Source organism: Microcoleus sp. Pol11C3 (assembly GCF_036701485.1).
In the GTDB taxonomy this organism is placed as follows: domain Bacteria; phylum Cyanobacteriota; class Cyanobacteriia; order Cyanobacteriales; family Microcoleaceae; genus Microcoleus.
In genome coordinates this window covers 109,132-134,952 of sequence record NZ_JAUBQW010000004.1, presented here as the reverse complement: position 1 = coordinate 134,952, position 25,821 = coordinate 109,132, and the positions used below count along the sequence as shown (strand labels likewise).

Genomic DNA, 25,821 nt, shown 5'->3' with positions numbered 1-25,821 from the left:
GCGAGTAACGTTAATCGTCGCCACCCCGCCTTCAGCCACCGTGTAATTTGGTTGGGCGAACTGGAAGATACTTGGAGTTGTCGCCGGAGTTGGCGTCGGAGTTGGCGTCGTCCCAGTTGGCGCCACATCATTAATCGTCAAAATTGACGGACTACTGCCGACATTGCCACCGAAGAGCACCAAATTCACCGATTCCGGCGATTCCACAATCGAATCAGTCAAAGACGTCACGGTGAAACTAGCGGTTGTTTGCCCCGCAGCAAAATTCAACACCCCCGTCGCCGAAGTGTAATCTGCAGCAGTGCCTGCTGAACTTGCCGAACCGTCAAGAGTCTGGTAGTTAATTGATCCAGCCGCCGTGCCACCGGTGCGAGTAACGTTAATCGTCGCCACCCCGCCTTCAGCCACCGTGTAATTTGGTTGGGCGAACTGGAAGATACTTGGAGACGTAGGTGTCGGCGTCGGAGTGGGCGTCGGTGTCGGTGTCGGTGTCGGAGTAGGCGTCGGCGTCACATCAATGCCTTGATATTGAATACTCCGCAGTAGGTAGTCGGAACTATCGCTTTTGAAGGAGGCATCGTTGGGGCTATCGTAGGCTTTAGCGGAGAACCGCAGTTCGTCAAAAGCGACGCTAGTGGAATTTGATTCTACCTTGAATTGGAAATTGCCATCGGTACGATCGGCAATAAAAGTCACTCCATTTGAAGACACAGAGAGCGGTTTGGGAGTAATCGGAGCGTTGAGGCGAGTAATCGTAAAATTGGTAGCTGGTACCAAAACCCCGTTATTGAAGATTTGCAGCAAACCAACTTCATTGCCTGGATCGCCCGGTTCAGTCAATAAAGTTGATTTGGGAAGTAATCCACTGAGGTCGATCGTGGCGCTAGTAATGTCTTTGTTATCTGCCCATTTCACCTTCAGCACCTGAGATTTATTGGTGTTGGGGTCATAGTTGATTTCCGCCCGAAGTTTATTGGCGTCGGTGAACCAACCAGGATAATCAGATGCGACACCAATACCACCGGGACCGCCGTAGCTCAACCAGCTTTTAGGGTTTTCGTTCGTTGCTAAGGTGAGGTTGCTGATGGCAGTAGGGTTAGTGTAATTCGTTTCCACGCCATCAAAAGCTATCCCAGACAGTTGGATGCCTTGATTCTGGGCGGCAGTAGGCCATTGTGTAATTAGGTCACTGATGCTGCTGTAATTAGTGGTTGTACCCAAAGAACCAGTGAATGAAGTCGCCATAGTTTCTCCTTTGATGATGAGTAATTAAGGATTAGAAGTGACTGAAAACCCGAGGTTCGGCTTTCTTGTAGCGATCGGTCACTGCAAGAAAAATTTCCACCTACCTGCAGGTAAATCCAGTAAAAATGCTTGCCCAATAAGCATCTGAAGGTATTATTGCCCCAGATCAAATGCTGAGTGTAAATAATTACACCTACTTACACCTATTTACATAGATATGTCTAACTTTCATCATCAATAAGTTTTATCCGGAAAAATTGCGATCTTTTTTTCAGCCCTATAAAAAGCGGGTTTTCCACGTCTGTAAAGGAGAGCTTAAATTCCAGATTTCGATCCCCAAGAGGCAGCTTTCACTGATTCAGCGGGCACAAGTGAATCCGAAGAGACAATTATGAGTAAAAATACTTAGAATTTTATATGTCTCAGCATAACCCTGTTGGGAATTTCGGAAAATTGAGGTTCGGACGTAATTTAAATCTGATTCCATTAAAAATGCGATGGCAAAAAAACAAATTTATTGCCGATCCGTAATGTGATTGACGATCGCCCTCAAGAGATCAAATGGGTTCTATACTACTGCCAGAGTGACAAAACACGGTGAATCTGACTAAAGCAGGAATTATGCACTTACCCTCTGATTTGTCAGCGGCAACTCTACAATAAACTCAGTTCCTTCGCCAACCTGACTGACGCAACTCAGCTTGCCGCCGTGAGCTTGAACAATTACCTGATAGCACACTGAAAGTCCTAAACCAGTGCCTTTACCCACAGGTTTAGTAGTAAAAAATGGGTCAAAAATCTTGTCTTGAATTTCTGCAGGAATGCCAGTTCCCGTGTCGCGGACAGAGATTGTTACCCAGTCCGGCTCGCTTTGCCAACTGCGGATGGTTAATTCCCCCGGTTTGCTCGTTGACTGAAGCGCATCTAAAGCATTGTCAATCAAATTATAAAATACTTGGTTAATTTGACTGGCATGACATTGGACAGGCGGCAAACTGCCGTATTGCTTGTTTATTTTGATATGAGTTTTTAGCTTATTTTGCAGCATCAAGAAACTGCTTTCTAAACCTTCATTCAAATCTACTGGTTTTAATTCAGCGTGGTCTAAACGAGAAAAATTTCGCAGCGTCATCACGATCGAGCGAATCCTCCCGCTTCCTTCCCGCATTGAATTGAGCAGTTTACCAAAGTCTTCTCGAATGTAATCTAGTTCTAGTTCTTCATTGATTCTGACAATTGCCTCCGCTGCTTCCGGGCAGACATTTCCTGCCTGTTCTAGAGCTTCGTTCAAGGCTTTAAAATATTCTTGAGCGTGAAACAAGTTAGCATGGATGAAATTGTTGGCGTTGTTAATTTCATGAGCAATTCCGGCTACCATTTGCCCCAAACCTGACATTTTTTCGCTTTGAATCAATTGCTGCTGGGCCGATCGCAATTCTTCTAACGCAGCCTGCAATTGCTGGGTTTGAGCTTGAGATTTTACCGCAGCATCTTGCACTTGGCTGTAAAGTTCTGCTTGCTGAATGGCGATCGCCATTTGGTTGGCTATCTGGGATAGCAACTCCATTTCTTGTCGCTGCCAATTGCGGGTATCCCGGCACTCGTGAGCAATCAGTAAACCCCACAGCCTACCGGGAAACTTAGGATTATAATTTCCGGCTGTGTCGGGGGTGTTTTCTTCAGTTCTTGATGTAACAATTGGTACTATCAGATTAGCTTTTACCTGCAAACGGTCTAAGAAATCGACATGACAAGGCTCTAAACCCGCATTAAAAATATCATTAATTGCTTTGACTCGCCCTTGCTGGTAAAGATCGGCGTAATCTCCCCGGAAACACTTATCAGCCCCCATATCTCCTAGAATTGAAGGCCAAGGAATAACCATATCTTCAACAACAACTTTTCCTTGCCAATTGTCTTGAAACTGATAGATAATTACTCGATCGCACTGCAACATTTGGCGGACTTCCCTCACCGCTGTTTGTAGGATAGTTTCCAGATCCAGGGTACTGCGAATTTGGTTGCCGATCAGCCGTAGCAGCGATTCTCGTTCGGCTTGCCGCCTGGTTTTGCTATAGAGTTTGGCTTGATTGATCGCGATCGCCAATTGCGATCCTACACCTTCTAAAAGCTGCCGTTCCCAATCAGTCCATTCCCGTTCGCGATCGCACTGATGCAAGCCAATTATGCCATTCACTTCACCTTGATAGCGAGTAGCTACTGCCAGCATTGACTTAATTTCCAAAGCTTCGGCAATTTGTTGGGTTTGTGGGTTCAATCCCGGAAAATCGAGAAACTTCGTCACTGCTAGCGACTCTTGCTGAGACACGACAGCAGCCAAATGCGGGTTGTCAGTCATCGGTACTTTCATTCCCAGTTGGATCGGATAGTCGCCCGCGTTATACTCTCCGCGCGTGACTAAAGTTTTTTCTGTATTTGATTCTTTGACTAAAATGCTCACGCGGCTGGACTGTAGCGCTTGCCCCAGCAATCTGCAGGCCGATGTCAAAATTTCTTCTATGTCAAGTGTACTGCGAATTTCGTTATTAATTTGGTTCAGCAAGTTTGATAACTGAACTTGCTGCTGCATCTGCAAGATTAGGGCTTTTTGTTCGTCTACTTCCGGCAGCGAAAGGCTTTCTTCCTGCCTCCACTTTTCAGGTTCAGGCAACCGCGAAGTTATTCTTTGCCAGGGGTTTTCTTGTTCTTGTATTTTTAAAGACATATTTACTCAGCACTTGTACAGTATTTTGATTGAGTCTGGTTTTTTAAACCTATGCTTACCCCGCCAACAGCCCCATCGCAGTTACCACGACTTTTGGAATATCTTAAGACATTATAAATGATGCCGCCTGAGCAAAGCAATTATTTGCTTTACAAATATTTATATTTAGTAAGTATGCGCTCTGACGCCCACAATACTAATTGGCGCGCGGCATTGAACTTGGTCAGATGTCAAATAGAGTTAGCTGCCCGCTTAACCCAAGAAAATTAATCTAAAATCTATCTTTAGTTCAATGTTTGCGCGCGCTCGATAAATATGGAAAACTCAATTCCCAACCATTTTCCTTCGCCAGCAAGGCTCGACAACCGTATATCTGGATTAATAGGTAAAGACCAGATTAAAATAGCTTTGGCGATCGGCAATTCTCGGCTGCACTGGGGATTATTTGCGGGGAAAACTCTGGAGAAAACATGGGATACACAGCATCTCAATGCTGATACTGTTTCCCGGCTGTCCGAGCAGGAAAAGGCGGAATATTTGGTGCAAACAGTAATGAGGTTGATCGAGGAAATATCTGCTCAAAATCTTCTTTGTCTTCCTGCTACTACCGCTTTTTCTAATCCTCACACACTTTCTTTAGTGCCACTGCCTTTAATTTTGGCCTCAGTAGTTACCCAGCAAACAGCAATTTGGCAGAATTATCCTGATGTCCGAATTATTACTTTAGACCAGTTGCCGATCGGGGGACTCTATGCTACCCTGGGAATTGACAGAGCTTTGGCTGTACTGGGTGCTGGCAACCAATTTGGTTGGCCAGTTTTACTTATAGATGCTGGTACAGCTTTAACATTTACTGGGGCTGATGTCAATAGGTATTTAGTTGGTGGCGCCATCTTACCGGGTTTGGGTTTGCAGTTATCCTCGCTCGGTAAAAAAACCGCTGCATTACCTTTAATCAGCTTACCACAAAATCTGCCAGACCGCTGGGCGACAGACACTGCTGGGGCAATTCAAAGCGGAGTTGTGTATGCGACGGTGGCAGGAGTTAGGGATTTTATTGAAGATTGGCGGTGTTTGTTTCCTGATAGCAAAATTGCGGTCACGGGGGGCGATCGCACTATGCTTTTAAAATACCTCACCGCAGCCTTTCCTGATACAGCCGCAGGCTTAATTGAAGCACCAGAGGCTATTTTTTTGGGAATTAGCTTGTTAAGTGTTGACTGTTAACTGTTGACTGTTGACTGTTAACTGTTGTCATTTTATCAATGACCAATGACCAATGACCAATGACCAATTCACTTAGCAAATTCCCGAATATATTTAGCAACAATATCCGGGACTTCCTGCGGCAAATTGCTTTCCCCCGGACTGACCAATTGCAGTTCGGCATTAGGAGCCAGAGCAGCATAGGATTGACACAGAGACGAAGCTGCGGGGGTATCTTCAGAACCGTGCAACAGCAAAACAGGCGCTTTCAGCAAAGGCAAATTGTCATCAACTAATTCCGCTGTAATTTCAGCCCGCCGTCGCCGGAACAGCAACTGCACGGCAACTCGGGACTGCATCAACTGCTGTCTGAACTTTAGCAGTCCGTCAATCTTGTTTTGGCTGCCCAGCAACTTAGCAATTGGATAGATCGATCGTAGCCACCACAAAGCCAGCGGTGGTTTGCCGATCAGCCAGCTAGCCGTCTGCCACCGCCCCCGCCGATTGCCAACCTTGACGCCTTCTGGGGCCAACAACACCAAACCCTGAACTCGATCGGGATATTTGAGCGCGTAGCTGGCAGCTACCCAGCCACCCATAGAGTGAGCGATTAAATAAACCTCTCGCAGCTTCAAAGTATCGAGGTATTGGGCGAGACATTCTACTTCCAGGTCGATCGAATAATGAAGATTCGGGCGTTCCGAGTCGCCAAACCCCAGCAAATCCGGTGCGAAGCAGTGGTAGTAGGGGCTCAAATGTTCGATCGTCCTGAGCCACTGACTGCTGTCATGCCAAGAACCGTGCAAAAATACTAAATTAGGGCCTTGACCGACTTCGTGCCAGAAGATTTGGCCTACAGAGAGTTTGACCCGAGAATTGCGTAGCGGTGAGTACATCCGGTTAAATATTTAACAATAAAAAGATGATTAATTTAATGTTCAGCGATTGTGAATAAAAGTAGGAAAACATTAAAAATTCATTCCACCTCAGACCAAGGAACTTTTGACTGCGAGGTAATTCCAGACTTGGCTGCACCAATTTAGAGATCCGCCGGTTTACGCCAAAGTTGTCAGGCCTTGAAAATAGTCCTGTAAGTGCTGGTCATTATCGTGGCTGAGCTGGCCCTCCGGCAGCGATGCGGGCAAAAAAGCCTCAACCTCACTGATTTCAAGCGTATCCTGAACTTGCATTTTTCCCTCTACCTCTGCGGCCACCACGATACAAATCGAGTGCAGGCGAGGGTCTCTATCGGCAGCCGAATAAACACCCACCAAGCGACGGATTTTGACTAAATTGAGTCCTGTTTCCTCCGCTAATTCCCGGCGGACTGTCGTCGGAATATCCTCTCCCCAATCCACCATACCTCCTGGAAGTCCCCAGCGACCGTTGTCGCGGCGGCGAATTAACACAATTCGCCCGTCAGGCAATACGGGAATCACCGCAGTACCAGTGACGGGATGTCGAAAAATCAGTCCCAGCACAGTTTGTACAATTTGCCACAATCGACGCATAAACTCAAAAGCTTGTTTAGGAGATAGTAACTTCAGGCCTCCTAGCTTGCAGCTCCGGAGTCTTAATTTTTAATTTTTGATTCACGCTAGAGGTCTGGCAAGTCTGCCAAGATATCCGCCGCGTGAGTTTCTGGTTTGACTTTCCGATAAACCTTTTCAATCCTACCATCAGGGTCGATCGCGAAGGTCGATCGACTAATTCCCATAAATTCTTTTCCCATAAATTTTTTTGGTCCGTAACACCCGTAGGCGGTAGCAACTTCGGCGTTTAAGTCGCACAGCAAGGGAAAAGGCAGTTGATATTTAGCTGCAAACTTGGCGTGGGTCCCGGCCCCGTCTGTACTGACGCCGAGGACTGAAATATTGCGCGACTCGTAGTCTGAGTGAATATCGCGAAAGCCGCAAGCTTCTTTAGTACAGCCTGGGGTATTGTCCCGAGGATAAAAGTAAAGTACAACTCGCCGCCCTCGAAAATCTGCAAGGCTGACGACATTGCCTTGCGCGTCGGGCAGGCTGAAGAGAGGAGCTACGTCACCGGGATAAATCGTCATTGGTCGTATTTTGTCAAGAGTTTATAGAAATTTTCGGCAAGAGCGAAAACATTGCGTCCCGATCGGGCTATGATTCCCAGCGACTTAAAGCCCGGTGTTCTTTTTTCTGGGTCTTGTACCGGGTGTGCTATGATCATCATCGGTCTAAAATTGAGTATAACTAGCCAACGTAAAAACTTAACTGGATTAGTTGAGTGCGTAGTCACACCTAACGGTGTTGCGGTTTAGGAAAGCTAAATTTGAAGAAAACCTAACTACATAAAGAGAACTGATCAAGTACGGTATGGCATACCGGAATTTACGCTTGGGGAGAAGACACCTATACTTGGGCGGGAGCAATCCTGTCGCCAGTAAGTGGCTTCGCTGAACCAAGAATCTCCGTCACCAAGAGTGCACAGAGTGTCAAACTTAAGAATCCCTGGGCGTGAAAGCCCGGGGACAGTCAATGTTTATTAGTGAGGTCAGAATGGCTAAGCGCCGCAATCTCAAGAAAGAGAAGGCACAACGAAATCAAGCATACGCTCGCAAGTTTCGCAAGCGGAGAAATCAAGATATGTTCTCCAACAAGAGAAGACGATTTGACGGCGGCAACGGCGGTGGCATGGGCGCCATGAGCGGCGGCGGCAGAGACAAAGACATGGCTGCTGCTGAAGATTAATTGCTGAGGCTATCTGCCGAACTTAGAACCAGAGTGGAAAACACGATCGTTCTTTCGTAGAGATAGCCAGCCGGAATTTCTCCAATAATTCAACGATGTTTAGGCGATCCGATCGCGCGCAGCGATAAGTGATTTTCTCACTTGTTCAAACCCGGTACCTCCGTAACTATTGCGAGCCGCCACCACTTGCTGAGGTGCGATCGCGCTGTAAATATCTGTCTCAAAGGCTGGGTGCAAGTCTTTCCACTCCTCAAGTGTCAAATCTTTGAGGAGTTTGCCCCCCGAAAGGCAAGTTTTGACGACTTTGCCGACAAGGTTGTAAGCTTCCCGGAAGGGAACGCCTTTGGCGGCCAAGTAGTCGGCTACGTCTGTAGCGTTAGAAAAGTCTTCCGTAACTGCCGCGGCGAGGCGATCGCCATTAAACTCGATTCCTTCGCGCAACAAAATGGTCATTGCTTCCAAGCAACCCTGTACCGTTCTTACGGTATCAAACAAAGCCTCTTTATCTTCTTGTAAATCTTTGTTGTAGGCCAAAGGAAGTCCCTTCACTACTACCAACAAAGCTTGCAAGTTACCGAACACCCGCCCCGCTTTGCCCCGCACCAACTCCGGCACGTCGGGATTTTTTTTCTGGGGCATGATGCTAGAACCAGTAGCGCAACTATCTTTGAGCGTAATAAATCCAAATTCGTGAGAAGACCACAAAATCATTTCTTCTGACAAGCGGCTCAGGTGTACCATAATCAAGCTGGCTGCAGCGAGAAATTCGATCGCAAAATCTCGATCGCTCACTCCATCTAAGCTGTTAGCATAAACCTTGTCAAATTGCAAGAGTTCTGCCGTATAATGTCGGTCAATTGGGAAAGTAGTCCCCGCCAGCGCGCCACAACCCAAAGGCGAAATATTCACCCGCTTGGAGATATCGCCGAGGCGTTCCCAATCGCGATCGGTCATTTCAAAATAAGCTAACAGGTAATGAGCCAAACTGATCGGCTGAGCGCGCTGCAAATGAGTGTAACCCGGGATTAAAGTTTCCACGTTACGATCGGCAATATCGAGCAAAACCCCCTGAAATTCCCGCAATTGCTCACGAATTTCAGCAATGCGATCCCGCAAATACAAGCGAGTATCAGTGCCGGCTTGATCGTTGCGCGATCGGGCTGTGTGCAATTTTTTCCCCGCATCCCCCACAATATCCGTCAGCCGCTTCTCTACAGCGAAGTGAACGTCTTCTGCATCAACACCAGGAACAAAAAGTCCTTGGCGGTATTCGCGGCGGATCTGTTCCAAACCATTGACTAACTGTTCGCCTTCTGCTGCGGAAATAATCCCCGTTTTTGCCAGCATTTTAGCGTGAGCGACAGAACCAGTCAAGTCGTACTCAATCAATTCAATATCGAAGCCAATACTAGCATTGAATCGGGCGATCGCCGGGTGCAGCGCCGATTCAAATCTTTGACTCCAAGTTTTTTGTTGTGTTGTCATTGCTCAAGCTAAAACTAGATTGTATCTCTCTTGCAGAAGTCTATAAAAACCGGTTTGTAGCAAAGACTTTAGTCTTTCCTCCGGTTTGTAGTCAGGACTTTAGTCCTCCATTCCCAATTCGGCAAGAAAAAACTAAAGTCCTGACTACAAACTTTTTATACATCTTTTGACCCGTAAAAAATGAATTATGGACTACAAAATTGGGAAACTTTTGCGGCAGCAGAAAGAAGTGAAGTTTTGGCTACAAACTTTTTAAATCTTACATCGCTTCCCGATAGCTTCTCCGACAATAAATCTAACGAAAAATCCCTTTCAAGAACCAGCCAACAAAAATACCTATAAAAAAAGCTCCTATTTGACCCGTCGAAACAAAATTGTTCCAAGCTTTCTGGAAATTAGTAAAAATGTCGTAGCTTTGAGCCAAAACCACCGTCGAACTAAAATGAGATTTCAAAACTAACACGGGAGCGACATCGTTCCAATTAATCGAACTGGTTAATCCAGCAGTAATTTCCGGCATTAAATTAACTATCATGGTGATTTTCTCCTGCTAAAGGTGTTACCCTAAGTACAACCAGTGTCATGTCATCTTCGTTACGATTGCCGATGCCGATAAACTGGTGTACGCGATCGAACAAATAATCCAAAATCTCTTCAGACTGCTGGTAATTTTGACAGGCCCATTGAAAAGCCGAGGTCAAGTTATCCTCATCAAACCGATCTCCCCTTTGATTGGAAGCATCGGTAAATCCGTCTGTGTAATAAATAATAGTATCTCCTGGCTGCAATTGCACGCTTGCTTCTTGGTAATGCGAATCCGCATCCAGGCCAATTAACATTCCCTCCAAAGTATCGAGCTGAAGAATCGAATTAGTTGCAGCTTGCCACAGCAAAGGCGGATGGTGAGCTGCATTGCTGTAAGACAAAACGCGAGTTTTCGGGTCATACTCCGAATAAAACAGAGTCACAAAACGGTGGGAATTTTCCAAATCCGCGTGCATAACCCGGTTTAAATGTTGCAAAATTCTCGACGGCGAGTGGCGGTTCAAAACCTCCGCCCGCAGCATACCCCGTGTCATCGTCATCAACAGGCCCGCCGGTACTCCTTTGCCCATCACGTCGCCGATCACAATACTCCAGCGGCCCTTGTCGATTTTGGACTTGAGATTTTTAATTAGGGATGGGGGGTGTTCCCCCTCATTCTCCTTGCCGATCGGGTCATAGTCAGCGGGAATAAAATCATAATAATCTCCGCCGACTCTGCTAGCAGTTTGGCAGCGGGCAGCCACGTCAACACCGGGAATTTTCGGACAACTACGGGGTTGCAGTCGCAATTGAATTTCCGCCCCGATTTCTAACTCTCTGTCTAAGCGGTCTTTTTCCGCCAACTTAACAGTAAGTTCGTCTTTGCAAATAGCCACGGCGGTTTGATCCGCCACCAACCGAACTAATTTCTGTCTGCTGGGAGTCCAGAGATATTGCGGATCACTGCTAAAAACATAAAGCCGCCCGCGTTCCAAATTGTTGACTAAAATTGGCGCCCCAAACAAATGAACATCCGGGCCCAAATAACGACCGACTTGCAGGTCTAGACTAGAAGTTTGCCCAGAGGTTTCCGAAAACGATGCAGCAGTAGCGCCCGCACCTGCTGTAGCTTGCCTGGTGGCTATTTCCAGCGCTTTTCGCATATCTTGGCACTGCCGTCCTTCCTGACAGTGCAACTGCTGGAACCTGACTTGACCGTTGGGTTTGAACAGCACTAAAGCTCCTCCGTCGGCGTCGGTAACGCGAGTCGCCACCAACGGCACCAACTCCAAAAATTGGTTGAGATTGTTAAAGCTTCGCAGCGCAAATCCCAGCGAACCCAACATATCTTGAACGTTGTGCTGATATCGGTGCAAACGCGCCACCAGTTCTTTGAGGGCAAATACTGGCGTCGCGTCGGTGGAAGTGCGACCCGAAGGGCGGTCAGCAGGTTGAGGTGAGGGGCGAGGCAAAGGCACAGCAGTCATTTTAAATTTGTGATTTTCGATTTTAGACCGAGGAGGAATTATTGAGGACTTAGGGGCAACTTGAACAGAAAGCCGTTTTTTTTAGAACAAGTAGTTTAGTTTGAGCAAGTAGGTTCGGTACTAGGACATGGGTATCAACTTAAGTCTGAAATTCTTAAGCAATCTCGTTTATAGCTGAGTCTAGAGTCCCCTAAATCCACGCCGCTTGCTTTACTTGGGGGGCCCCAAGACCGCAGCGGCTTCCCTTAAAAAGGGGGACTTTAACGATTTGCTGTCGCCCTTCTTAAGGGGAGGGCTAGGGGGATCGGAAAGACTGTGCAATCAGACAGCAGACTGATACTAAATTTGAGCTTAATTTGACACACTACTGGCGCTTTGAACCCAAACCAGCAAGAACAGGGGAAGGTATTGTTTCTAGGTATTTAGTTTTCACTCGCCGCCCGTGGCGATCGGCGCAAGTCCTGCGATGGTAGTTTGAGGTTAAGGATTTGAGATTTTGAACCTCTGTATCCGCCTCCAAAAATCGGGACGACCACAGATACCTGATCAATCTAAAATCTAAAATCTAAAATCTAAAATCGAGTAGGGCTTCCACAAATTCGTAACTAGAAAACGGGCGCAAGTCTTCGATGCTTTCCCCGACTCCAATAAAGCGGATGGGCAGACCAAGCTGCTGCACTACTGCTAGGGCAACACCACCTTTAGCAGAACCGTCGAGTTTTGTCAATACTACTCCGCTTAATTTTGCAGATTCTGCGAACACTTCTGCCTGTCGCAAACCATTTTGACCCAGTGTTGCATCCAAGACCAGTAGAGATTCTACGGTAGCGCCTGGGGCTTTCTTATCTACAATGCGACGGATTTTACTTAATTCGTCCATCAGATTTTTTTTGTTTTGCAGGCGGCCTGCGGTGTCTACGATCAGCAGTTCTGTGCCTCGGGCGCTGGCGGCGGCGATCGCATCGAAAACGACAGCAGCAGGATCGGTATTTTTCCCTGGGTTGGCAATAATTTCGACACCACTGCGGGAACCCCAAACTTTCACCTGTTCGACGGCGGCGGCGCGGAAAGTGTCGGCGGCGGCAATTAGGGTTTTGTAGCCGGATTTTTGAGCAATGTGGGCTAGTTTGCCGATCGTCGTAGTTTTGCCCGCACCGTTGACTCCTACGATTAACCAGATGTTAAAAGTGTCTTTTTCCGGGGCAAATGTCAGGCTGTAGGCGGGATTGCCGGCGGCGGTTTCGGCACAGGGAGCGTCGAGAATGTCTCGCAGGATGGTTTTCAGGTAGGCTAGAGCCTGTTCTGGGGGCAGCACTTCTTGTTTGAGTCTTTCTTGGAGGCGACTGATAATGATGTCGGTGGCTGCGACTCCGACATCGGCTTGCAGTAGCAAAGTCTCAATTTCGGCTACTGCGTCTTGATTGAGCGGGCCTTGACCAACGATCGCCTTTAGTCGATTAATTAAGCTGCGACGAGTTCTTTCTAAGCCTTTCCGCAGTTTTTGCAGCCAAGTGATTTCTTCAACGGATACTTGGTCTGGGCGGCGGCCTTGACTGGCTAAGATTTCTGAGGACCACAGGAAGCCTTCGTCAAAGGCAAAACCGGGAATTTCTTCGATAATTGCCGCTCTCTCGGCGGCGGCTGCAATTACGTCGGGTTCTTCAAGGGCGGTTTCTTTGAGACGTTCGATGCGCTCCATGCGATCGGCCTGAGCTCTGGCCCAAAACGGCAGGGCTTCGGCTGCTTCGGCGTCAGATGCGAGTGATTCGGTTTCTACAACCTCTGTGGCAGGTTCGGCAATTTCTATATTTTCTGCTGTAACTTCTAATTTTTGAGCAATAGGTGCAATGTCGATCGCCCCGGCTGTTGGTTGCAGAGTTTCTGCAATTTCTGCAGGCTCTGCTGCATCGAGTTCGATCGCATCGGTAGCTTCAAGTGCCACTGGTGCTGCAACTTCTGGAACTTCTGCAACAGTTGGTGCTGTGGGTGCTGGTTCGAGTTCGTCAGCCTCCGTTGCTTCAATAGTCGTCGGTTCTGCAACTTCTGCAACTGTCGCGATTTCTGTGGAGGGTGCGGGAACCTCGGGCGCTGCTGTCTCGGAAACTTCTATTTCGGGTTTTTGCTGTTTTTGAATATTTTTGTAAGCCGCTTTAGCCCAATTGAGATAATCTTCGTCTACGGCGGGAGAGCTTTCGTCTGTTGCATCTGTTTGAGGCTCAACCGGTGCGGATTTTGCCTGTTCATCTTGGGGCTTTTCGGGGGGAGTTTCTTTTTCAGAAGATCCGCTTTCGCTGTACTGGCGACGAAACCAATTAAATACCATAGTTTATTGGGAATAGAGAATAGTTATTATTGACAACTCCTCGGCCTGAAGGCACGAGGATTCTTGGTTCATTGGGACTACTCATGTAGCTTCCCCTCCCCAAAATTCACTGCGATTTGCCCAACCGCTGTATATCCACGCTGCAACACCACTTGCGCGGCTGCCACATCTCGATTCGTTTCATAGCCACAGGTTTGACATCTATGTACTCGTTCGGATAGTTCTTTTTTGCCTGTATGAGTTTGACATAAGGGGCAGGTTTGACTTGTTCGGTTTGGGTTTACAGACGCGAAGTATGCACCTCGCTTAAAGCAAACATGACCCAAGATATTCAGGAACTGACCAAACCCTGCATCAAGGGTGTGCTTGCCGATCATTCCGGCTGACATTGCTTTGAGGTTCAAGTCCTCAGCAAATACTGTTTGGGCTGCGTTACATAAATGATGTGCGGTCTTAAAATGAAAGTCTTTGCGACTGTTCGAGATGTATTCGTGGTGTTTAGCTATTTGGTGTTGAATTTGACGAAACTTCCTAGAACCTTTTTTCTTGCGTTTCAGTTGACGTTGCAGCAATTTCAACTTGCGTTGTCCATCCACAAAGAATCGAGGTCTATCAATCAATTCCCCATCCGAAGTTGCCAAAAAATATTTTAACCCTAAATCAATCCCTAATCCATGTCCTGAAGGTGAGGCTTGAGGCACTGCGACATCACATTGCAAAGTGAGCATGGCATAGTAGCCAGAAGCCCTCTTAACAACGCGAATTTGCTTGACCTCAAACCCTTGAGGGATTGGACGTGAGAGGTGCATTTTTACGGGGCCAATCTTGGGTAGGTTGACCCAATCGGCACCATCAAACCGTTTAACTGATTCTAGATTCAATTGAGGGAACACAAATGAGCGCATCCGTTTTTTGAATCTAGGAAAACCGTGTCCTCGTTCCCACATCGCCACAAACGCTGCCTCTAATTGGCGCAACGCCTGCTGCAAGACATGGGTGTGAGGCAGTTTCAACTCAGGAATTAACTTTTTTGCAAATGCCAATGATTTGCATTGGCCCGCAAAGGTTGGACGCGGTGCATCAGCAGGGATCATGTATTCCTGCTTAATGCTGCACGAGTTGATATCACACTTACGAGAATTAACCCAATCTTTTCGTTCTCGCAATGCAAAGTTGTAGACCTTTCGACCAATATTGAGCCACTGGTCGAAAGTCTGGCGTTGCGTATCGGTAGGAATGAGCTTGTACTCGTAGGTTAGATTTAACATACAGCCATTGTAGAGCCAACCTGAATAAATGCAGTGCTGTTTATTCAAAAACCTCGCTGAGAGATTCCGAGCCGAAAGTCCCCCTAGAAGGGGGAGGCTTGTATCCCATTTTTTTGGTCATTAGTCCTCAGTCCCTAGTGTAGAGCCGATTGCGGATTGCCAATCACTAATGACCAATGACTACTGACTAAGGACTAGGGACTAACAACTTCTGCGTTGATTTTATCGACTACTCGCCGGAGGACTCCGTTGATGAAGCGATGTCCTTCGTCCCCGCTGTAGCGTTTTGCGAGTTGGACGGCTTCGTTGACGCTGACTTGTTCGGGTAAGCCGAGATATAGGATTTCGGCGATCGCAATTCTCATGATATCTCGATCGATCCGGGCCAACCGTTCTATTTGCCAGTCTACCAGCGCTTCCGAGAGCAATTCGTCAATTTGAACACGGTTAGCGCTGACTTTCGTCAGGATTTGCAAAGCATAGGTGCGGACATCTTGCTGGTTGGCTAGCTGGATCAGTTCTGGAAACTCCATTGCTGAACCGAGACGGTTAATCGCGGTTTGGGTGAGTTCCACTGCTTCCCGCACCATTGCTCTAGCACTTTGCATATCGGCGGCGCGGATTTCGCTAGCAAGCAGTTTGTCGCTACTCCGCTGCACTTCGGATGCTGCTGTTTCTAGGGCTTCTTGAACTTCTGTTGTCAGGGCGCGGATGGCGGCGATGACAACATCTTGCAGTTTCTTGGCTTCTAAGAGTTCTGGATTCGTCGGCAGTTGGCTGATGCCGAGGAGTGCGAGTTCGCGTGCTGTTTCGCGGGCTTTTTTCATAGTTTTTAGATAGGAATTTAGAATTTAGGAAGTTTTTCGATCGCGCACGGACTTGAACTTTAGCAGAAAACTCGACTAAAAGCGGTACAATACCAGCCGTCTGACTAGCCAGCGGCGGGTAGTTTACAGATACTTCCCTGTCAAACCCAAGATTTATGCTCGAAACCAGGTTTCTGACTGTAGGCTTTCTCGGTTTGGGTGGGCTGGTTTTGTCCAAATATCATCTGCTATGGGGAAAGTTTACACGGCCTTACGGGCCACTAAAGATGTCTTGGTTCACTCTTCTTCGACTGGGACGGCCTGGTATCTTGATTCGGATACCAAGGGTTCGAGTGTTTTGCCCTTAATATTTTCGGGGGTTACTGCAATTGAGTTGCTGGGGTTGACGATGCCGCCAGAGATGATGACTTTAAAGGCATCTTCGATCGACATTGACAAATTGACTACATCTGCCTCCGGCACTATAGCGTACCATCCAGTGGTGGGATTGGGAGTGGTGGGGATGAAAATGCCGATCGGGGTTTCGCCCGACAGGTGAGGCGGCATATCGTTAGTCTCGATCGTACCGGTCACAAATGCTAAAGTCCAGATTCCCCGGCGGGGATATTCCACTAACACCACGCGGCGAAATTTGTCGTTTGAGTTGAGGATGGTTCCCAGCAATTGTTTGAGGGTTTTGTAAACCGAACCGGCTAGGGGAATTGCCTGCAACAGCCGTTCGCCAAAGTCTAGCAGCCACTTGCCGAAAATGTTGCGGGCCATTAAACCGATGACTAAAATGCTCAGCAGGGGTACAGCCAGCCCTACTAACAGATTTAGCAGATTCACCAAAATCGGGTGAAGTCCGTCAAAAGGGTTGATCTGCTTGGGAATTTTGGTGAGAAAATTGATGACCCAACTGGCGACGGTTATTGTCAGCCAGATGGTGGTAGCTAAGGGGATCACTACCAGTAGACCTGCGATCAGGTCGTTTTTTAAGTCTTGTTTGATGCGTTGGAGCACGGCGGGTCAAATCTCCTCGTAACTGGTTGCCAATAACCTAAATAAACCTGAGACTAAAGCAACTGCACGGGCTTTACTGGAATTGACATACCCCTGCCTAAAGGCGAGGGGATTCTTGATTCGCAGGGATTCCAATGAATTTACCCTCGGCAAGCATCTTGACCGTATGCCCTACGGCTGCAAGTCCTCTAATTAGAACTACGTCACCATAGACGATCGTTTTCAATTCTGCTAAACCCTACCCTTTCTGAGGGGGAAGAGTTAGGGATCGTCGGTGCTGTATCTCTATTTTAAAGAATTATTGCAAGTTGGCGTTTGATTTTAATATATGCGGGCTGTGCAGCAGCTCACCGTATTGTATATTTTAAGACACTTTGGCGCGGGATAAATCAATAAGCCGATCGGTCAGAGGCTCCTGGGAGTGGAAGTGTAGCGACTCCAGAGGAAATTTTCTGTGATTGGTTTAGGAAATTAATTGGTCGATCGAGCTTTCTCAGATTTTATGCTGGGTGGCCCTTCGTTCTACCGAACTCAGCGGAATCTATGCTGGTTGAGTTCTGTGTCAATGCAAAAACCTACCTTTGGATAGATGCAGCTTTACTGCATTTATTAATACTAAAAAATAGTATTTTTTGAGCAGCGAGGGCGATCGACCCGCCAAAGGTTCGCCCGGTTTCAACTGTTGCATGGTAGGCAAATCCCGCAAAAAGTAAAGCAGACAGACGAGCAATTTTGACTTTTTGTGACCCGAGTCATAGAAATGCCGCAAATAAGGGCATAATTAAAGCGAATTGGAGCTGGAGAGGAGCGGCAAAGCAATATAGAACTAACTCGGGACTCCCTACAAAAAAATAATCTGCCAAACGAGGTAGGAGTAGCTAGTCGCAAGCGAGATAAATTACTAAATAGCTAGTTGTTTCTAGCAGGAAGCCCTAGACTATTTGTTCAGCAGGGGAGGGTTAAACTGCTGCAAAGAAGCAAGGGCACAGCGCGGCGAATTGATGGGAAGCAGGCGAGAGTTAAGGAAAAGCAACGACACTAGCCCATCAAGTCAGACCGGAGATTCACCTCACCGCAAGCAGCAAAAGACTTGATTAGAAGTTAAGATTGAGATGTGAATGCTCAACTTATCAAACCAATTGATTTTTACATTTTTTTATTGTATTCAAAACGAAAGAGTTTTTGGAACCGTACTTAAAAAGTTTCTGACCGATGATGTAGTGTGTTTGAGAACTAATATAGAAGTAAAAGGAATTTTTGTGAAAACGCTCAGTATCCTCTTAGTAGAAGACAGTCCCCTAGATGCCGAACTGATTGAGGCATATTTAATGGATGGCGGACTCGAATTTTCTCTGCTGTGTGTGGAAACTCGGGAAGAGTTTGCCACGGCGCTGGAAAAACACTCTTTTGATATTATTTTGGCAGATTATATGCTGCCTTGTTTTAACGGGATAGCTGCACTGGAAATCGCCCACACTACTTGTCCGGGAGTTCCGTTTATTTTTGTTTCGGCTACTTTGGGCGAGGAAGTGGCGATCGAAACTTTGAAAAGTGGCGCTACTGATTATGTTCTCAAACGCCGTTTGATACGCTTGGTGCCATCGATTGAGCGGGCCCTGCGGGAAGTTCAAGAACGGAACGAGCGTAAGCAAGCTGAAGCACATCAGCAGGAAAGCGAAGCTCGATTTCGGATTATGGCCGATACCGCGCCGGTGATGATTTGGATGTCTGACACTGACCAACTTGGCGATTACTTTAACAAAGTTTGGCTGGAGTTTACCGGTAGAACTTTGGCACAAGAAATGGGCACGGGTTGGATGGAAAACTTGCACCCAGATGACTTGCCAGAATGTCGGGATATTTACCAAAAAGCCTTTGACGCGGGCAGCGAGTACCGAATCGAATGTCGGCTGAGACGCTATGACGGGGAATACCGCTGGGTTTTGGGTACAGGCGTACCCCGGTACAGGCCCGATCGCACTTTTGCAGGTTACATCGGTTCTTACATCGATATTAGCGATCGGAAACAGGCAGAACAAGAACGCGCTGCTGCTTTGTCCCGCGAACAAGCAGCCAGGTTGCAAGCAGAAGAAACAGCTAGAGCGCTGCAATCGGCAAACGATCAAATTACTAACATTCTCGAAAGCATTACCGACGCTTTTATCGCGATCGATTTAGAGGGGAACTACACCTATGTCAACCACAAAGCTCAAGAGCTTTTAGGCAAGTCAAAAGCCGAGCTGATGGGTAAAAGTCTTTGGGAGATATTTCCCTGGGCTGTCGATTTACAGTTTTCCAAAATGGTTGCCAAAGCATTAACACAAAAGGTAAAGATCGAGTATGAAGAATTCGTGCCGTTATGGAATAAGTGGTTAAAGGTGCGTTTTTATCCTTCCGATTCTGGTTTGTCGGCTTACATCGAAGACGTTAGCGAGCACAAGCAAGCAGAAGCTGCACTCAAAGCTAGCCAAGAAAAGCTGAGAATGTTGGTTGAAGCTAACTTGATGGGGATTTTGTTCGGGGATGTTAACGGCGGTATCATCGAGGCCAACGATGAATTTTTGCGGATAGTTGGTTACACGCGGGAACAGTTGCAGCGCGGGGAATTAAACTGGATTGACATCACGCCGCCGGAGTACCGATCTCTCGACCAGAAGGGGATTGCACAGGCACAAGCAACGGGGGTTTGCACTCCCTACGAAAAGGAATTCTGGAGGAGAGACGGCAGCCGGATTCCGGTGTTGATCGGATATGTTTTGCTCGCCCAAAAGCGACAAGAATCTGTGGCTTTTATTCTCGATTTGACGGTGGGCAAGCAGTTGGAAAGAGAACTGCACGATCGAGCCCAGGAATTGGCGCGGGCGAACCGGATTAAAGACGAGTTTCTAGGAACTTTGTCCCACGAATTGCGGACGCCACTGAATGCGATGCTGGGATGGGCGCAACTGCTGCGAAACCGGAAGTTTGACGAAAAAACGACTGTTCGGGCTCTGGAAACGATCGACCGCAATACACGATCGCTGGCAACTCTGATCGAGGATTTGTTGGACGTGTCGCAGATTATTACCGGGAAACTGTCGCTGAATTTGCGGTGGGTGGATGTGATTGCGACTGTTGAGGCTGCGATCGATACTCTGGCGCCCGCGATTGCGGCCAAAAATATTGAAATGGTGACGGATTTCGACCCAACGGCGGGGCGGATTTTTGCCGATTCGGGCCGCTTGCAGCAGGTAGCGTGGAATTTGCTGTCGAATGCGATTAAGTTTACTCCCGATGGCGGACAGGTTAAGGTGGAGGTGCGAAAGATGGAGAGGACTTTTGCCCGCGAGGAATCCGCTTGCTGTAAAAAATTGTCGCCCGCTAGTGTCGAAATTGAGGTCAGCGACACGGGACAAGGGATTTCAGAAGAGTTTTTACCCCACGTTTTTGATCGGTTCAGCCAAGCTGACAGCTCTACAAGGCGATCGTATAACGGATTGGGTTTGGGTTTGGCCCTAGTGCGCCATTTTGTGGAAATGCACGGGGGAACGGTGAAAGCGGAATCGGCCGGGAAGGGAAAAGGATCGAGGTTTTTAGTGAGATTGCCCATTCAACAGCTTCATGGCGACAGCGGATTTTCTGGTGCTGGACTTGGGGAGTTTGCGATCCCTCAAAGCAAGGCGCGATCGCCTGTAAAGGAGTCTTTTGTCAGCAGCAATCTTTCTGGAGTGCGGGTGTTAATAGTCGATCTCGACGCGGATTCCCTGGATTTTGCCTGTACAGTGCTCGAAGATTGTGGGGCCCAGGTGGAGACTGCTAGCTCTGGAATGGCTGCCCTGGAGGCGATTGAAAGGCTGAATCCGGATGTGTTGGCGATCGATATCGAGATGCAGGCCCCTGATGGAGAGGTTCTGTTGCAACAAGTGCGATCGCGGATGGTGGACAGGGAAATTCCGGCGTTGGCTTTCACGGCGGTTGGTAGGGTAGAGGAACGGATACGGGCACTGCAGCAAGGTTTTCATATTTACGTGCCCAAGCCGATCCAGCCTGCTGAGTTGGTGGCGGTGGTGGCAAGTTTAGCGGCGCGCTCAAAGATTTTAGAGGTTAGATTTTAGATTGAGTGTGTTTGCAAACTTTGAGGATGGAGGTCTGGACTACAAACCAATTTTCTTGCATTGGAGCGATCGGATAATAATAATAATAATTCTTAGGACTAAGGCCAACTGGTAGATTAAACAAAAATATGTAGTTGCGCTTGTGCGCTCTTAGGAATAAGAATTAAATAACCTGCAATGCCTGATTGTTCTTGTGGGATGGGCGTCTCGCCCGTCTATAAGGGACGGGCGAGACGCCCATCCCACAGGCTTATGCAAATTATTTAATTCACGATCCTTAGCTTAGAAAATAGCGTACAAGCCCAACTACATAATTAAAATTTAAGCTTTATTCGTGACAGTTGGCCTTAGTCCTAATCCGGCCGAAACAATTTTTTAGTATGAAGTAGACTTAGAGCTAATTTGTCAAGTCCCAAAAGTTATAAATTTAATTTGGGTAACACTGTATAGTTTTTGATACGGATCGCAGTTTCTAAAAGGAATGCAACTGTAGACGAGTTCCCAACCCTGATAATCATCAGTAGTCCGACTTCTAAAATCTAAAATCTAAAATCTAAAATTGTATGAGGTGCAGGGACGATCGCCCTTAACAGTCTCTCCTCAAATATCAAGTTCAGCAATTAGCTGCTTCATTAAGCATGACTCTTAGTTACAATTAACCTAATTTGTCATACCCCAAAAGTTATAAATTTAATTTAAGTCAAAGTTTTTAGCTTTTGATCAGAGGTGCAGGAACGATCGCCCCTAACACTATTTCCTCAAATATCAAGTTCAGCAACCAGATGCTTCATTAGAAAAATATTCGGCCGACGTAAATGCTTCTAACACTGCTCTAATTGCCCGCAGTGCAAGGATTTTTGGGTTCTTGGATATGGACTGGGCGCCCGGTTCCCACTATCGACGGCTAGATACCAATTGCACCCGGCCGGCATCCATTTCATCCATTAATAACTCTAAAGCCTCATAATCAATATCCGAGATGTACCCCAAACGGGTGAGCTCATAGTTGATTTCGTTTTCAATGTCAGGCGTCAACTGCTTAATGTAGAGGGCTTTTTCTACAAGTTGACGAATAGCATGAGTTGCTTGCATAGTAAGTCGGAGAACTCCGTACAGTTTAATTTTCCTCTGAAGTGTCGAGAAAACAGGTGATCTAGATCAGAACTAACAAGTGATTTAAATTACATTGTTCAGTTTCATCTAACAGCTAAGGCAAAGTCGGTCGCAATTTTTAGAGTTACCAAGACTAAACCTTCAGTCCCAAATAAAAAATAGTATAGTCGCTTACGTTTCCTGCCCAAATCTTACGCAAAATTTCATAAAAAAGAGTCAATAAATAAAGATTCAGTAAAACTACTGAAAACAACGGGTCAGTTTGCCTCAGATTAAGTTAGGCTCAGAGTAATCAAGTAGGTTTAGGCTTACGTCCGTCCAGCACAGTAGTTGAAAATACGTAGGAACCATAGGTTTGATATATGCAGACACTTCTTGCCCATAAACCAATTACGGTGATTCGACCCCTAGACTACCTGAATGCAGCCACCTGCGGAGAATTCGAGGTACAACTAACGACAGCAATTGCAGCCCCCGGGGTGGTAGCGGTACTAGTAGATTTGGGCGCAGTAACATTTATTGACAGTGCCGGTTTGATGGCATTGGTTTCGGGCCTCAAGCAGGCGAAAAAAATGGGGCGCAGGTTTAGTCTTTGCTCGGTATCCCCCGGGATTAGGATGATTCTGGAACTCAGCCAACTCGATCGAGTTTTTGAAATATTTGAAAATGTCGATAGCTTTGATGCCGAAAACTCCTGTTTCAGTTGACAGTTGACAGTTGACAGTTGACAGCTTGCCCTCCGAGCGAATGGGTGCTCCCAAAATTTTAGACTTTTGTTCCAGCTCCTTTGATTCAATGCTGCAAGTCAATTCTTCAATCGAAAATCTCAAATCTAAAATTGACTGAGTGCCGTTGGCGTGTTGGCAGATTTTAAGGTAGGCTGCTTAAGAGTCGCAAATATGAGAGCGAGTCGAGCCGTGGCAGTAAAAGTCGAAGAATTACTTACAGCAGACATTAATCAGCCTGCTCGTTATCTGGGCAACGAATTGGGGTCTACGCACAAGCCTTGGGACGGGGCGTTGGTGCGCTGGGTGCTCACTTACCCAGAAGTTTATGAAGTTGGTGCTTCCAATCTGGGACACATCATCCTTTACAACATTTTGAACGCAGGGCCGAGACAGTTGTGCGATCGAGCTTATTTGCCCGCACCAGACTTGGCAGCAAAACTGCGATCGACCAAAACTCCGCTGTTTGCCGTAGAATCGAGGCGATCGCTCACAGAATTTGATATTCTGGGCTTCAGCCTCAGCTACGAACTCGGAGCAACAAACATTCTGGAAATGCTGGATTTAGCCGGCATTCCCCTAACTTGGAAAGAAAGAGCGACAAATGACCAAAACGGTCAAATGCCGCTGATTTTTGCTGGCGGGCAAACAGCAACATCCAATCCCGAACCCTACGCTGACTTTTTTGACTTCATCGCTTTGGGAGATGGAGAAGAATTGCTGCCAGAAATTGGCTTGATTTTGGCAGAAGGCAAAACAAATAATTTGAGCCGAGAAGCATTGCTGCTAGATTTAGCGCAAATTCCAGGCGTCTACGTCCCGCAATTCTACGATATGGCGGCCGACGGTTCTGTTCATCCCAACCGCCCGCAAGTTCCAGAACGAATTCTTCGCCGCGTGGCAACTCCCATACCAGCTTATTCGATCGGCCTGGTTCCCTACGTCCAGACAGTACACGACAGACTGACAGTAGAAATCCGCCGGGGATGCACTCGCGGGTGTCGCTTCTGTCAGCCGGGAATGCTGACTCGCCCCGCGCGCGATGTCGAACCGCAGCAAGTCGTAGAGGCGATCGAACAGGGGATGCAAGCCACCGGGCACAGCGAATTTTCCCTGCTTTCCCTCAGTTGTTCCGACTATCTGGCACTTCCAGCAGTAGGGATGGAAATCAAAAATCGCCTGAAAGATAAAAATATTTCTCTGTCTCTACCTAGCCAGCGGGTTGACAGATTTGACGATAATATTGCCGACATTCTCGGCGGTACGCGACAAGGTGGTTTGACTTTTGCGCCGGAAGCTGGTACTCAGCGGATGCGCGACATCGTTAACAAAGGTTTGACCAACGAAGAATTGCTGCGGGGTGTCAAAACTGCGGTCGATCGGGGCTGGGATAAAATCAAGCTGTATTTTATGATCGGTTTGCCCGGAGAAACAGATTTTGATGTTTTGGGCATCGCCGAAACAGTCCGCTGGCTGCACAGGGAATGCAGGCTACAGGGCCGACGGGGACTGAATTTTAATTTGACAATTTCTAATTTTACGCCTAAGCCTCACACTCCTTTTCAGTGGCACTCGGTTTCTACTGCTGAGTTTTCCCGCAAGCAAAAACTCCTGAAGGGAGAATTTCGGGGGATGCGGGGCGTCAAGGTGAATTACACTGATGTGCGGATTTCGGCAATGGAGGATTTTGTCGGACGGGGCGATCGGCGTTTGGGCGCTGTAGTCCGCCGCGCTTGGGAACTTGGCGCGGGTATGGATGCGTGGTGGGAAAGCTTGGATCAGGCTTACAAAGCTTGGACTCAGGCGATCGATGAGTCGGGCCTTACCTGGAAATACCGCCAAGTCGAAAGCGGCGAGTGGAATCTTTTTGATCGGGAAGAGGAACACGACACGGATACACGGATGAATTTAACGGCGAGGGCGGGCACGGGGACACCGCCCCTACTGGATCAACCTTTACCGTGGGATCATCTGGATACGGGAATTGACAAAAACTGGCTGAAAATAGACTTGCAAAAGGCTTTAGAAGCAGCGACGGTTCCCGACTGTTCCTTTGAAGGGTGTTCGCGCTGCGGGGTTTGCGGCACCGATTTCGGACACAATGTGGTTGTGGATGCGCTGCCAATTCCAGAGTTTGCTGGGGAGTTCGTGCCGAATACGGATCGGAAACAGCGTTTTCGGGTTTGGTTCGGGAAGGTGGGCGATATGGCTTTGGTTGGTCATTTGGATTTGATCCGATTGTTCGATCGAGTAGTCCGCAGAGCCGATTTGCCGATTTCGTTTACCGGCGGGTTTCACCCGAACCCTCGGATTTCTCTGGCAAATGCTCTGCCTCTGGGCGTTACCAGCACTGGGGAAATTGCCGACTTTGAGCTCACTGAGTCGATCGATATTGAGAGTTTTCGGGAAAAGCTGGCCGCTAAGCTGCCGGAAAATATTCCGATTTACAAGGTTGAGTCGATCGATCTCAAGGCTCCTTCTGCTAACCAGTTGTTAGAAGCAGCGGAGTACGTAATTACTGTCGCCTCCGCAGGCTCGTTGACAGAAAATGGCGAATTAGACCGGGAAAATGTTGCTCCTGTCTCCCTGGCTCCTGATACCAACTGGGAAGCTTGGGTCAAGACGATCGCCGAAACCGAGGCTTTTTGGCGGGTGCATACTACTAAGTCGGGAAAGACGCAGGATGTCAATTTGCGCGAAAGGCTGCACAAACTAGAACTTGTAGACCAGAAACCAGACAGCAGCACCTCTGCTAGGAGTGCTACATCCGAAGGTAGAGCCGTCTTGCGCTTTACCGGCAGTTGTCGCAGCGACGGCAACTTGCTCAAGCCAGAACATATTGTGTTCATGCTCGAACAAGTCAGCCAGCAGGAAATTCAGCTTCTGCAGGTTGAGCGTAGTCAGCTAATCCTGGGTTATGGTTAAGATAGGGAAGCTGTGGTGGAATATTTCACCTTCGGCTCTCGATCGGGATGTGTCGTTTCACGCTATAATCGCTTGTTATGGAAGCCTCGGCGGCTCGAGCGCTTTCGTCGCTCGTCGCTAAGAGTCAACCAGCAACGCGGGCTGGGTGCAA

Annotated in this window: 19 protein-coding genes; 5 read left to right on the top strand and 14 right to left on the bottom strand. The window is 47.6% G+C overall.

Annotated elements, in window-relative coordinates; genetic code table 11:
- Together QUA40_RS02630 and QUA40_RS02625 are read right to left on the bottom strand one after the other, a co-directional pair.
- A partial coding sequence (locus QUA40_RS02630) for a Calx-beta domain-containing protein (protein ID WP_333121545.1) occupies positions 1-1,245 on the bottom strand: 1,245 nt, incomplete at its 3' end.
- Positions 1,246-1,864: 619 nt separating this feature from the next.
- A complete protein-coding gene (locus QUA40_RS02625) occupies positions 1,865-3,970 on the bottom strand; it encodes a GAF domain-containing protein (protein ID WP_333121544.1) in 2,106 nt (701 codons plus the stop codon).
- A 315-nt stretch (positions 3,971-4,285) separates the two neighbouring features.
- Here QUA40_RS02625 and QUA40_RS02620 point away from each other — a divergent pair, with 315 nt between their 5' ends.
- Positions 4,286-5,197 carry a pantothenate kinase gene (locus tag QUA40_RS02620; RefSeq protein ID WP_333121542.1) on the top strand — a complete coding sequence of 304 codons (912 nt, stop codon included), beginning with the start codon at positions 4,286-4,288 and terminating at the stop codon, positions 5,195-5,197.
- Positions 5,198-5,265: 68 nt separating this feature from the next.
- Here the strand turns inward: QUA40_RS02620 and QUA40_RS02615 are convergent, their stop codons facing one another.
- From QUA40_RS02615 to QUA40_RS02600, 4 genes are all read right to left on the bottom strand, one after another.
- Positions 5,266-6,072: an alpha/beta hydrolase gene (locus QUA40_RS02615; protein ID WP_333121540.1), complete on the bottom strand. Its 807-nt coding sequence runs from the start codon at positions 6,070-6,072 to the stop codon at positions 5,266-5,268.
- 159 nt (positions 6,073-6,231) lie between these two features.
- Positions 6,232-6,687, bottom strand: coding sequence for an NUDIX hydrolase (locus QUA40_RS02610; RefSeq protein ID WP_333121538.1), 456 nt, complete (start codon positions 6,685-6,687; stop codon positions 6,232-6,234).
- Between the two features lie 86 nt (positions 6,688-6,773).
- The gene (gene bcp, locus QUA40_RS02605) at positions 6,774-7,238 is read right to left on the bottom strand and encodes a thioredoxin-dependent thiol peroxidase (protein WP_333121537.1); all 465 of its coding nucleotides are present in this window, start codon (positions 7,236-7,238) and stop codon (positions 6,774-6,776) included.
- Positions 7,235-7,378, bottom strand: coding sequence for a hypothetical protein (locus tag QUA40_RS02600; protein WP_333121536.1), 144 nt, complete (start codon positions 7,376-7,378; stop codon positions 7,235-7,237). Before QUA40_RS02600 ends, bcp begins: the two co-directional genes overlap by 4 nt.
- A gap of 326 nt (positions 7,379-7,704) precedes the next feature.
- Here QUA40_RS02600 and QUA40_RS02595 point away from each other — a divergent pair, with 326 nt between their 5' ends.
- Positions 7,705-7,896: a hypothetical protein gene (locus QUA40_RS02595; RefSeq protein WP_190738786.1), complete on the top strand. Its 192-nt coding sequence runs from the start codon at positions 7,705-7,707 to the stop codon at positions 7,894-7,896.
- A gap of 99 nt (positions 7,897-7,995) precedes the next feature.
- On the opposite strand, the gene argH is transcribed toward QUA40_RS02595, so the two are convergent.
- The 7 genes from argH to QUA40_RS02560 form a co-directional block, all read right to left on the bottom strand.
- Positions 7,996-9,381 carry an argininosuccinate lyase gene (argH, locus tag QUA40_RS02590; RefSeq protein WP_333121535.1) on the bottom strand — a complete coding sequence of 462 codons (1,386 nt, stop codon included), beginning with the start codon at positions 9,379-9,381 and terminating at the stop codon, positions 7,996-7,998.
- Between the two features lie 295 nt (positions 9,382-9,676).
- Positions 9,677-9,916 (bottom strand): hypothetical protein, encoded by a 240-nt coding sequence (locus tag QUA40_RS02585; protein WP_333121534.1) that lies wholly within the window; start codon positions 9,914-9,916, stop codon positions 9,677-9,679.
- Entirely contained in the window at positions 9,906-11,393 is a 1,488-nt protein-coding gene (locus tag QUA40_RS02580) for a PP2C family protein-serine/threonine phosphatase (RefSeq protein WP_333121533.1), read from the bottom strand. The genes QUA40_RS02585 and QUA40_RS02580 overlap by 11 nt, the downstream gene beginning before the upstream one ends.
- A gap of 565 nt (positions 11,394-11,958) precedes the next feature.
- Positions 11,959-13,716 carry a signal recognition particle-docking protein FtsY gene (ftsY, locus tag QUA40_RS02575; RefSeq protein ID WP_333121532.1) on the bottom strand — a complete coding sequence of 586 codons (1,758 nt, stop codon included), beginning with the start codon at positions 13,714-13,716 and terminating at the stop codon, positions 11,959-11,961.
- Positions 13,717-13,793: 77 nt separating this feature from the next.
- The gene (locus QUA40_RS02570; RefSeq protein ID WP_333121561.1) at positions 13,794-14,984 is read right to left on the bottom strand and encodes a transposase; all 1,191 of its coding nucleotides are present in this window, start codon (positions 14,982-14,984) and stop codon (positions 13,794-13,796) included.
- A gap of 194 nt (positions 14,985-15,178) precedes the next feature.
- Positions 15,179-15,811, bottom strand: a complete 633-nt coding sequence (gene nusB, locus QUA40_RS02565) for a transcription antitermination factor NusB (protein ID WP_333121530.1) — start codon at positions 15,809-15,811, stop codon at positions 15,179-15,181.
- Positions 15,812-16,087: 276 nt separating this feature from the next.
- Entirely contained in the window at positions 16,088-16,813 is a 726-nt protein-coding gene (locus tag QUA40_RS02560) for a DUF502 domain-containing protein (protein ID WP_333121528.1), read from the bottom strand.
- Between the two features lie 1,118 nt (positions 16,814-17,931).
- Between QUA40_RS02560 and QUA40_RS02555 the strand changes: the two genes are divergently transcribed.
- Entirely contained in the window at positions 17,932-20,907 is a 2,976-nt protein-coding gene (locus QUA40_RS02555) for a PAS domain S-box protein (protein ID WP_333121527.1), read from the top strand.
- 894 nt (positions 20,908-21,801) lie between these two features.
- On the opposite strand, the gene QUA40_RS02550 is transcribed toward QUA40_RS02555, so the two are convergent.
- Complete coding sequence (locus QUA40_RS02550) at positions 21,802-21,999, bottom strand: hypothetical protein (RefSeq protein WP_015176637.1); 198 nt, start codon at positions 21,997-21,999, stop codon at positions 21,802-21,804.
- 383 nt (positions 22,000-22,382) lie between these two features.
- On the opposite strand from QUA40_RS02550, the gene QUA40_RS02545 reads away from it, so the two are divergent.
- Both QUA40_RS02545 and QUA40_RS02540 read left to right on the top strand, forming a co-directional pair.
- On the top strand, positions 22,383-22,727 hold the full coding sequence (locus QUA40_RS02545; RefSeq protein WP_333121526.1) for an STAS domain-containing protein: 345 nt from the start codon (positions 22,383-22,385) through the stop codon (positions 22,725-22,727).
- 210 nt (positions 22,728-22,937) lie between these two features.
- Complete coding sequence (locus QUA40_RS02540) at positions 22,938-25,670, top strand: TIGR03960 family B12-binding radical SAM protein (RefSeq protein WP_333121524.1); 2,733 nt, start codon at positions 22,938-22,940, stop codon at positions 25,668-25,670.
- Positions 25,671-25,821 lie beyond the last annotated feature (151 nt).

Coding starts and splice junctions, on each gene's coding strand:
- nusB (WP_333121530.1), bottom strand. CDS start 15,811: ATGAAAAAAGCCCGCGAAACAGCACGCGAACTCGCACTCCTCGGCATC.
- QUA40_RS02555 (WP_333121527.1), top strand. CDS start 17,932: ATGCTCAACTTATCAAACCAATTGATTTTTACATTTTTTTATTGTATT.
- QUA40_RS02570 (WP_333121561.1), bottom strand. CDS start 14,984: ATGTTAAATCTAACCTACGAGTACAAGCTCATTCCTACCGATACGCAA.
- ftsY (WP_333121532.1), bottom strand. CDS start 13,716: ATGGTATTTAATTGGTTTCGTCGCCAGTACAGCGAAAGCGGATCTTCT.
- QUA40_RS02580 (WP_333121533.1), bottom strand. CDS start 11,393: ATGACTGCTGTGCCTTTGCCTCGCCCCTCACCTCAACCTGCTGACCGC.
- QUA40_RS02610 (WP_333121538.1), bottom strand. CDS start 6,687: ATGCGTCGATTGTGGCAAATTGTACAAACTGTGCTGGGACTGATTTTT.
- QUA40_RS02550 (WP_015176637.1), bottom strand. CDS start 21,999: ATGCAAGCAACTCATGCTATTCGTCAACTTGTAGAAAAAGCCCTCTAC.
- argH (WP_333121535.1), bottom strand. CDS start 9,381: ATGACAACACAACAAAAAACTTGGAGTCAAAGATTTGAATCGGCGCTG.
- QUA40_RS02600 (WP_333121536.1), bottom strand. CDS start 7,378: ATGATGATCATAGCACACCCGGTACAAGACCCAGAAAAAAGAACACCG.
- QUA40_RS02595 (WP_190738786.1), top strand. CDS start 7,705: ATGGCTAAGCGCCGCAATCTCAAGAAAGAGAAGGCACAACGAAATCAA.
- QUA40_RS02620 (WP_333121542.1), top strand. CDS start 4,286: ATGGAAAACTCAATTCCCAACCATTTTCCTTCGCCAGCAAGGCTCGAC.
- QUA40_RS02625 (WP_333121544.1), bottom strand. CDS start 3,970: ATGTCTTTAAAAATACAAGAACAAGAAAACCCCTGGCAAAGAATAACT.
- QUA40_RS02585 (WP_333121534.1), bottom strand. CDS start 9,916: ATGATAGTTAATTTAATGCCGGAAATTACTGCTGGATTAACCAGTTCG.
- bcp (WP_333121537.1), bottom strand. CDS start 7,238: ATGACGATTTATCCCGGTGACGTAGCTCCTCTCTTCAGCCTGCCCGAC.
- QUA40_RS02615 (WP_333121540.1), bottom strand. CDS start 6,072: ATGTACTCACCGCTACGCAATTCTCGGGTCAAACTCTCTGTAGGCCAA.
- QUA40_RS02545 (WP_333121526.1), top strand. CDS start 22,383: ATGCAGACACTTCTTGCCCATAAACCAATTACGGTGATTCGACCCCTA.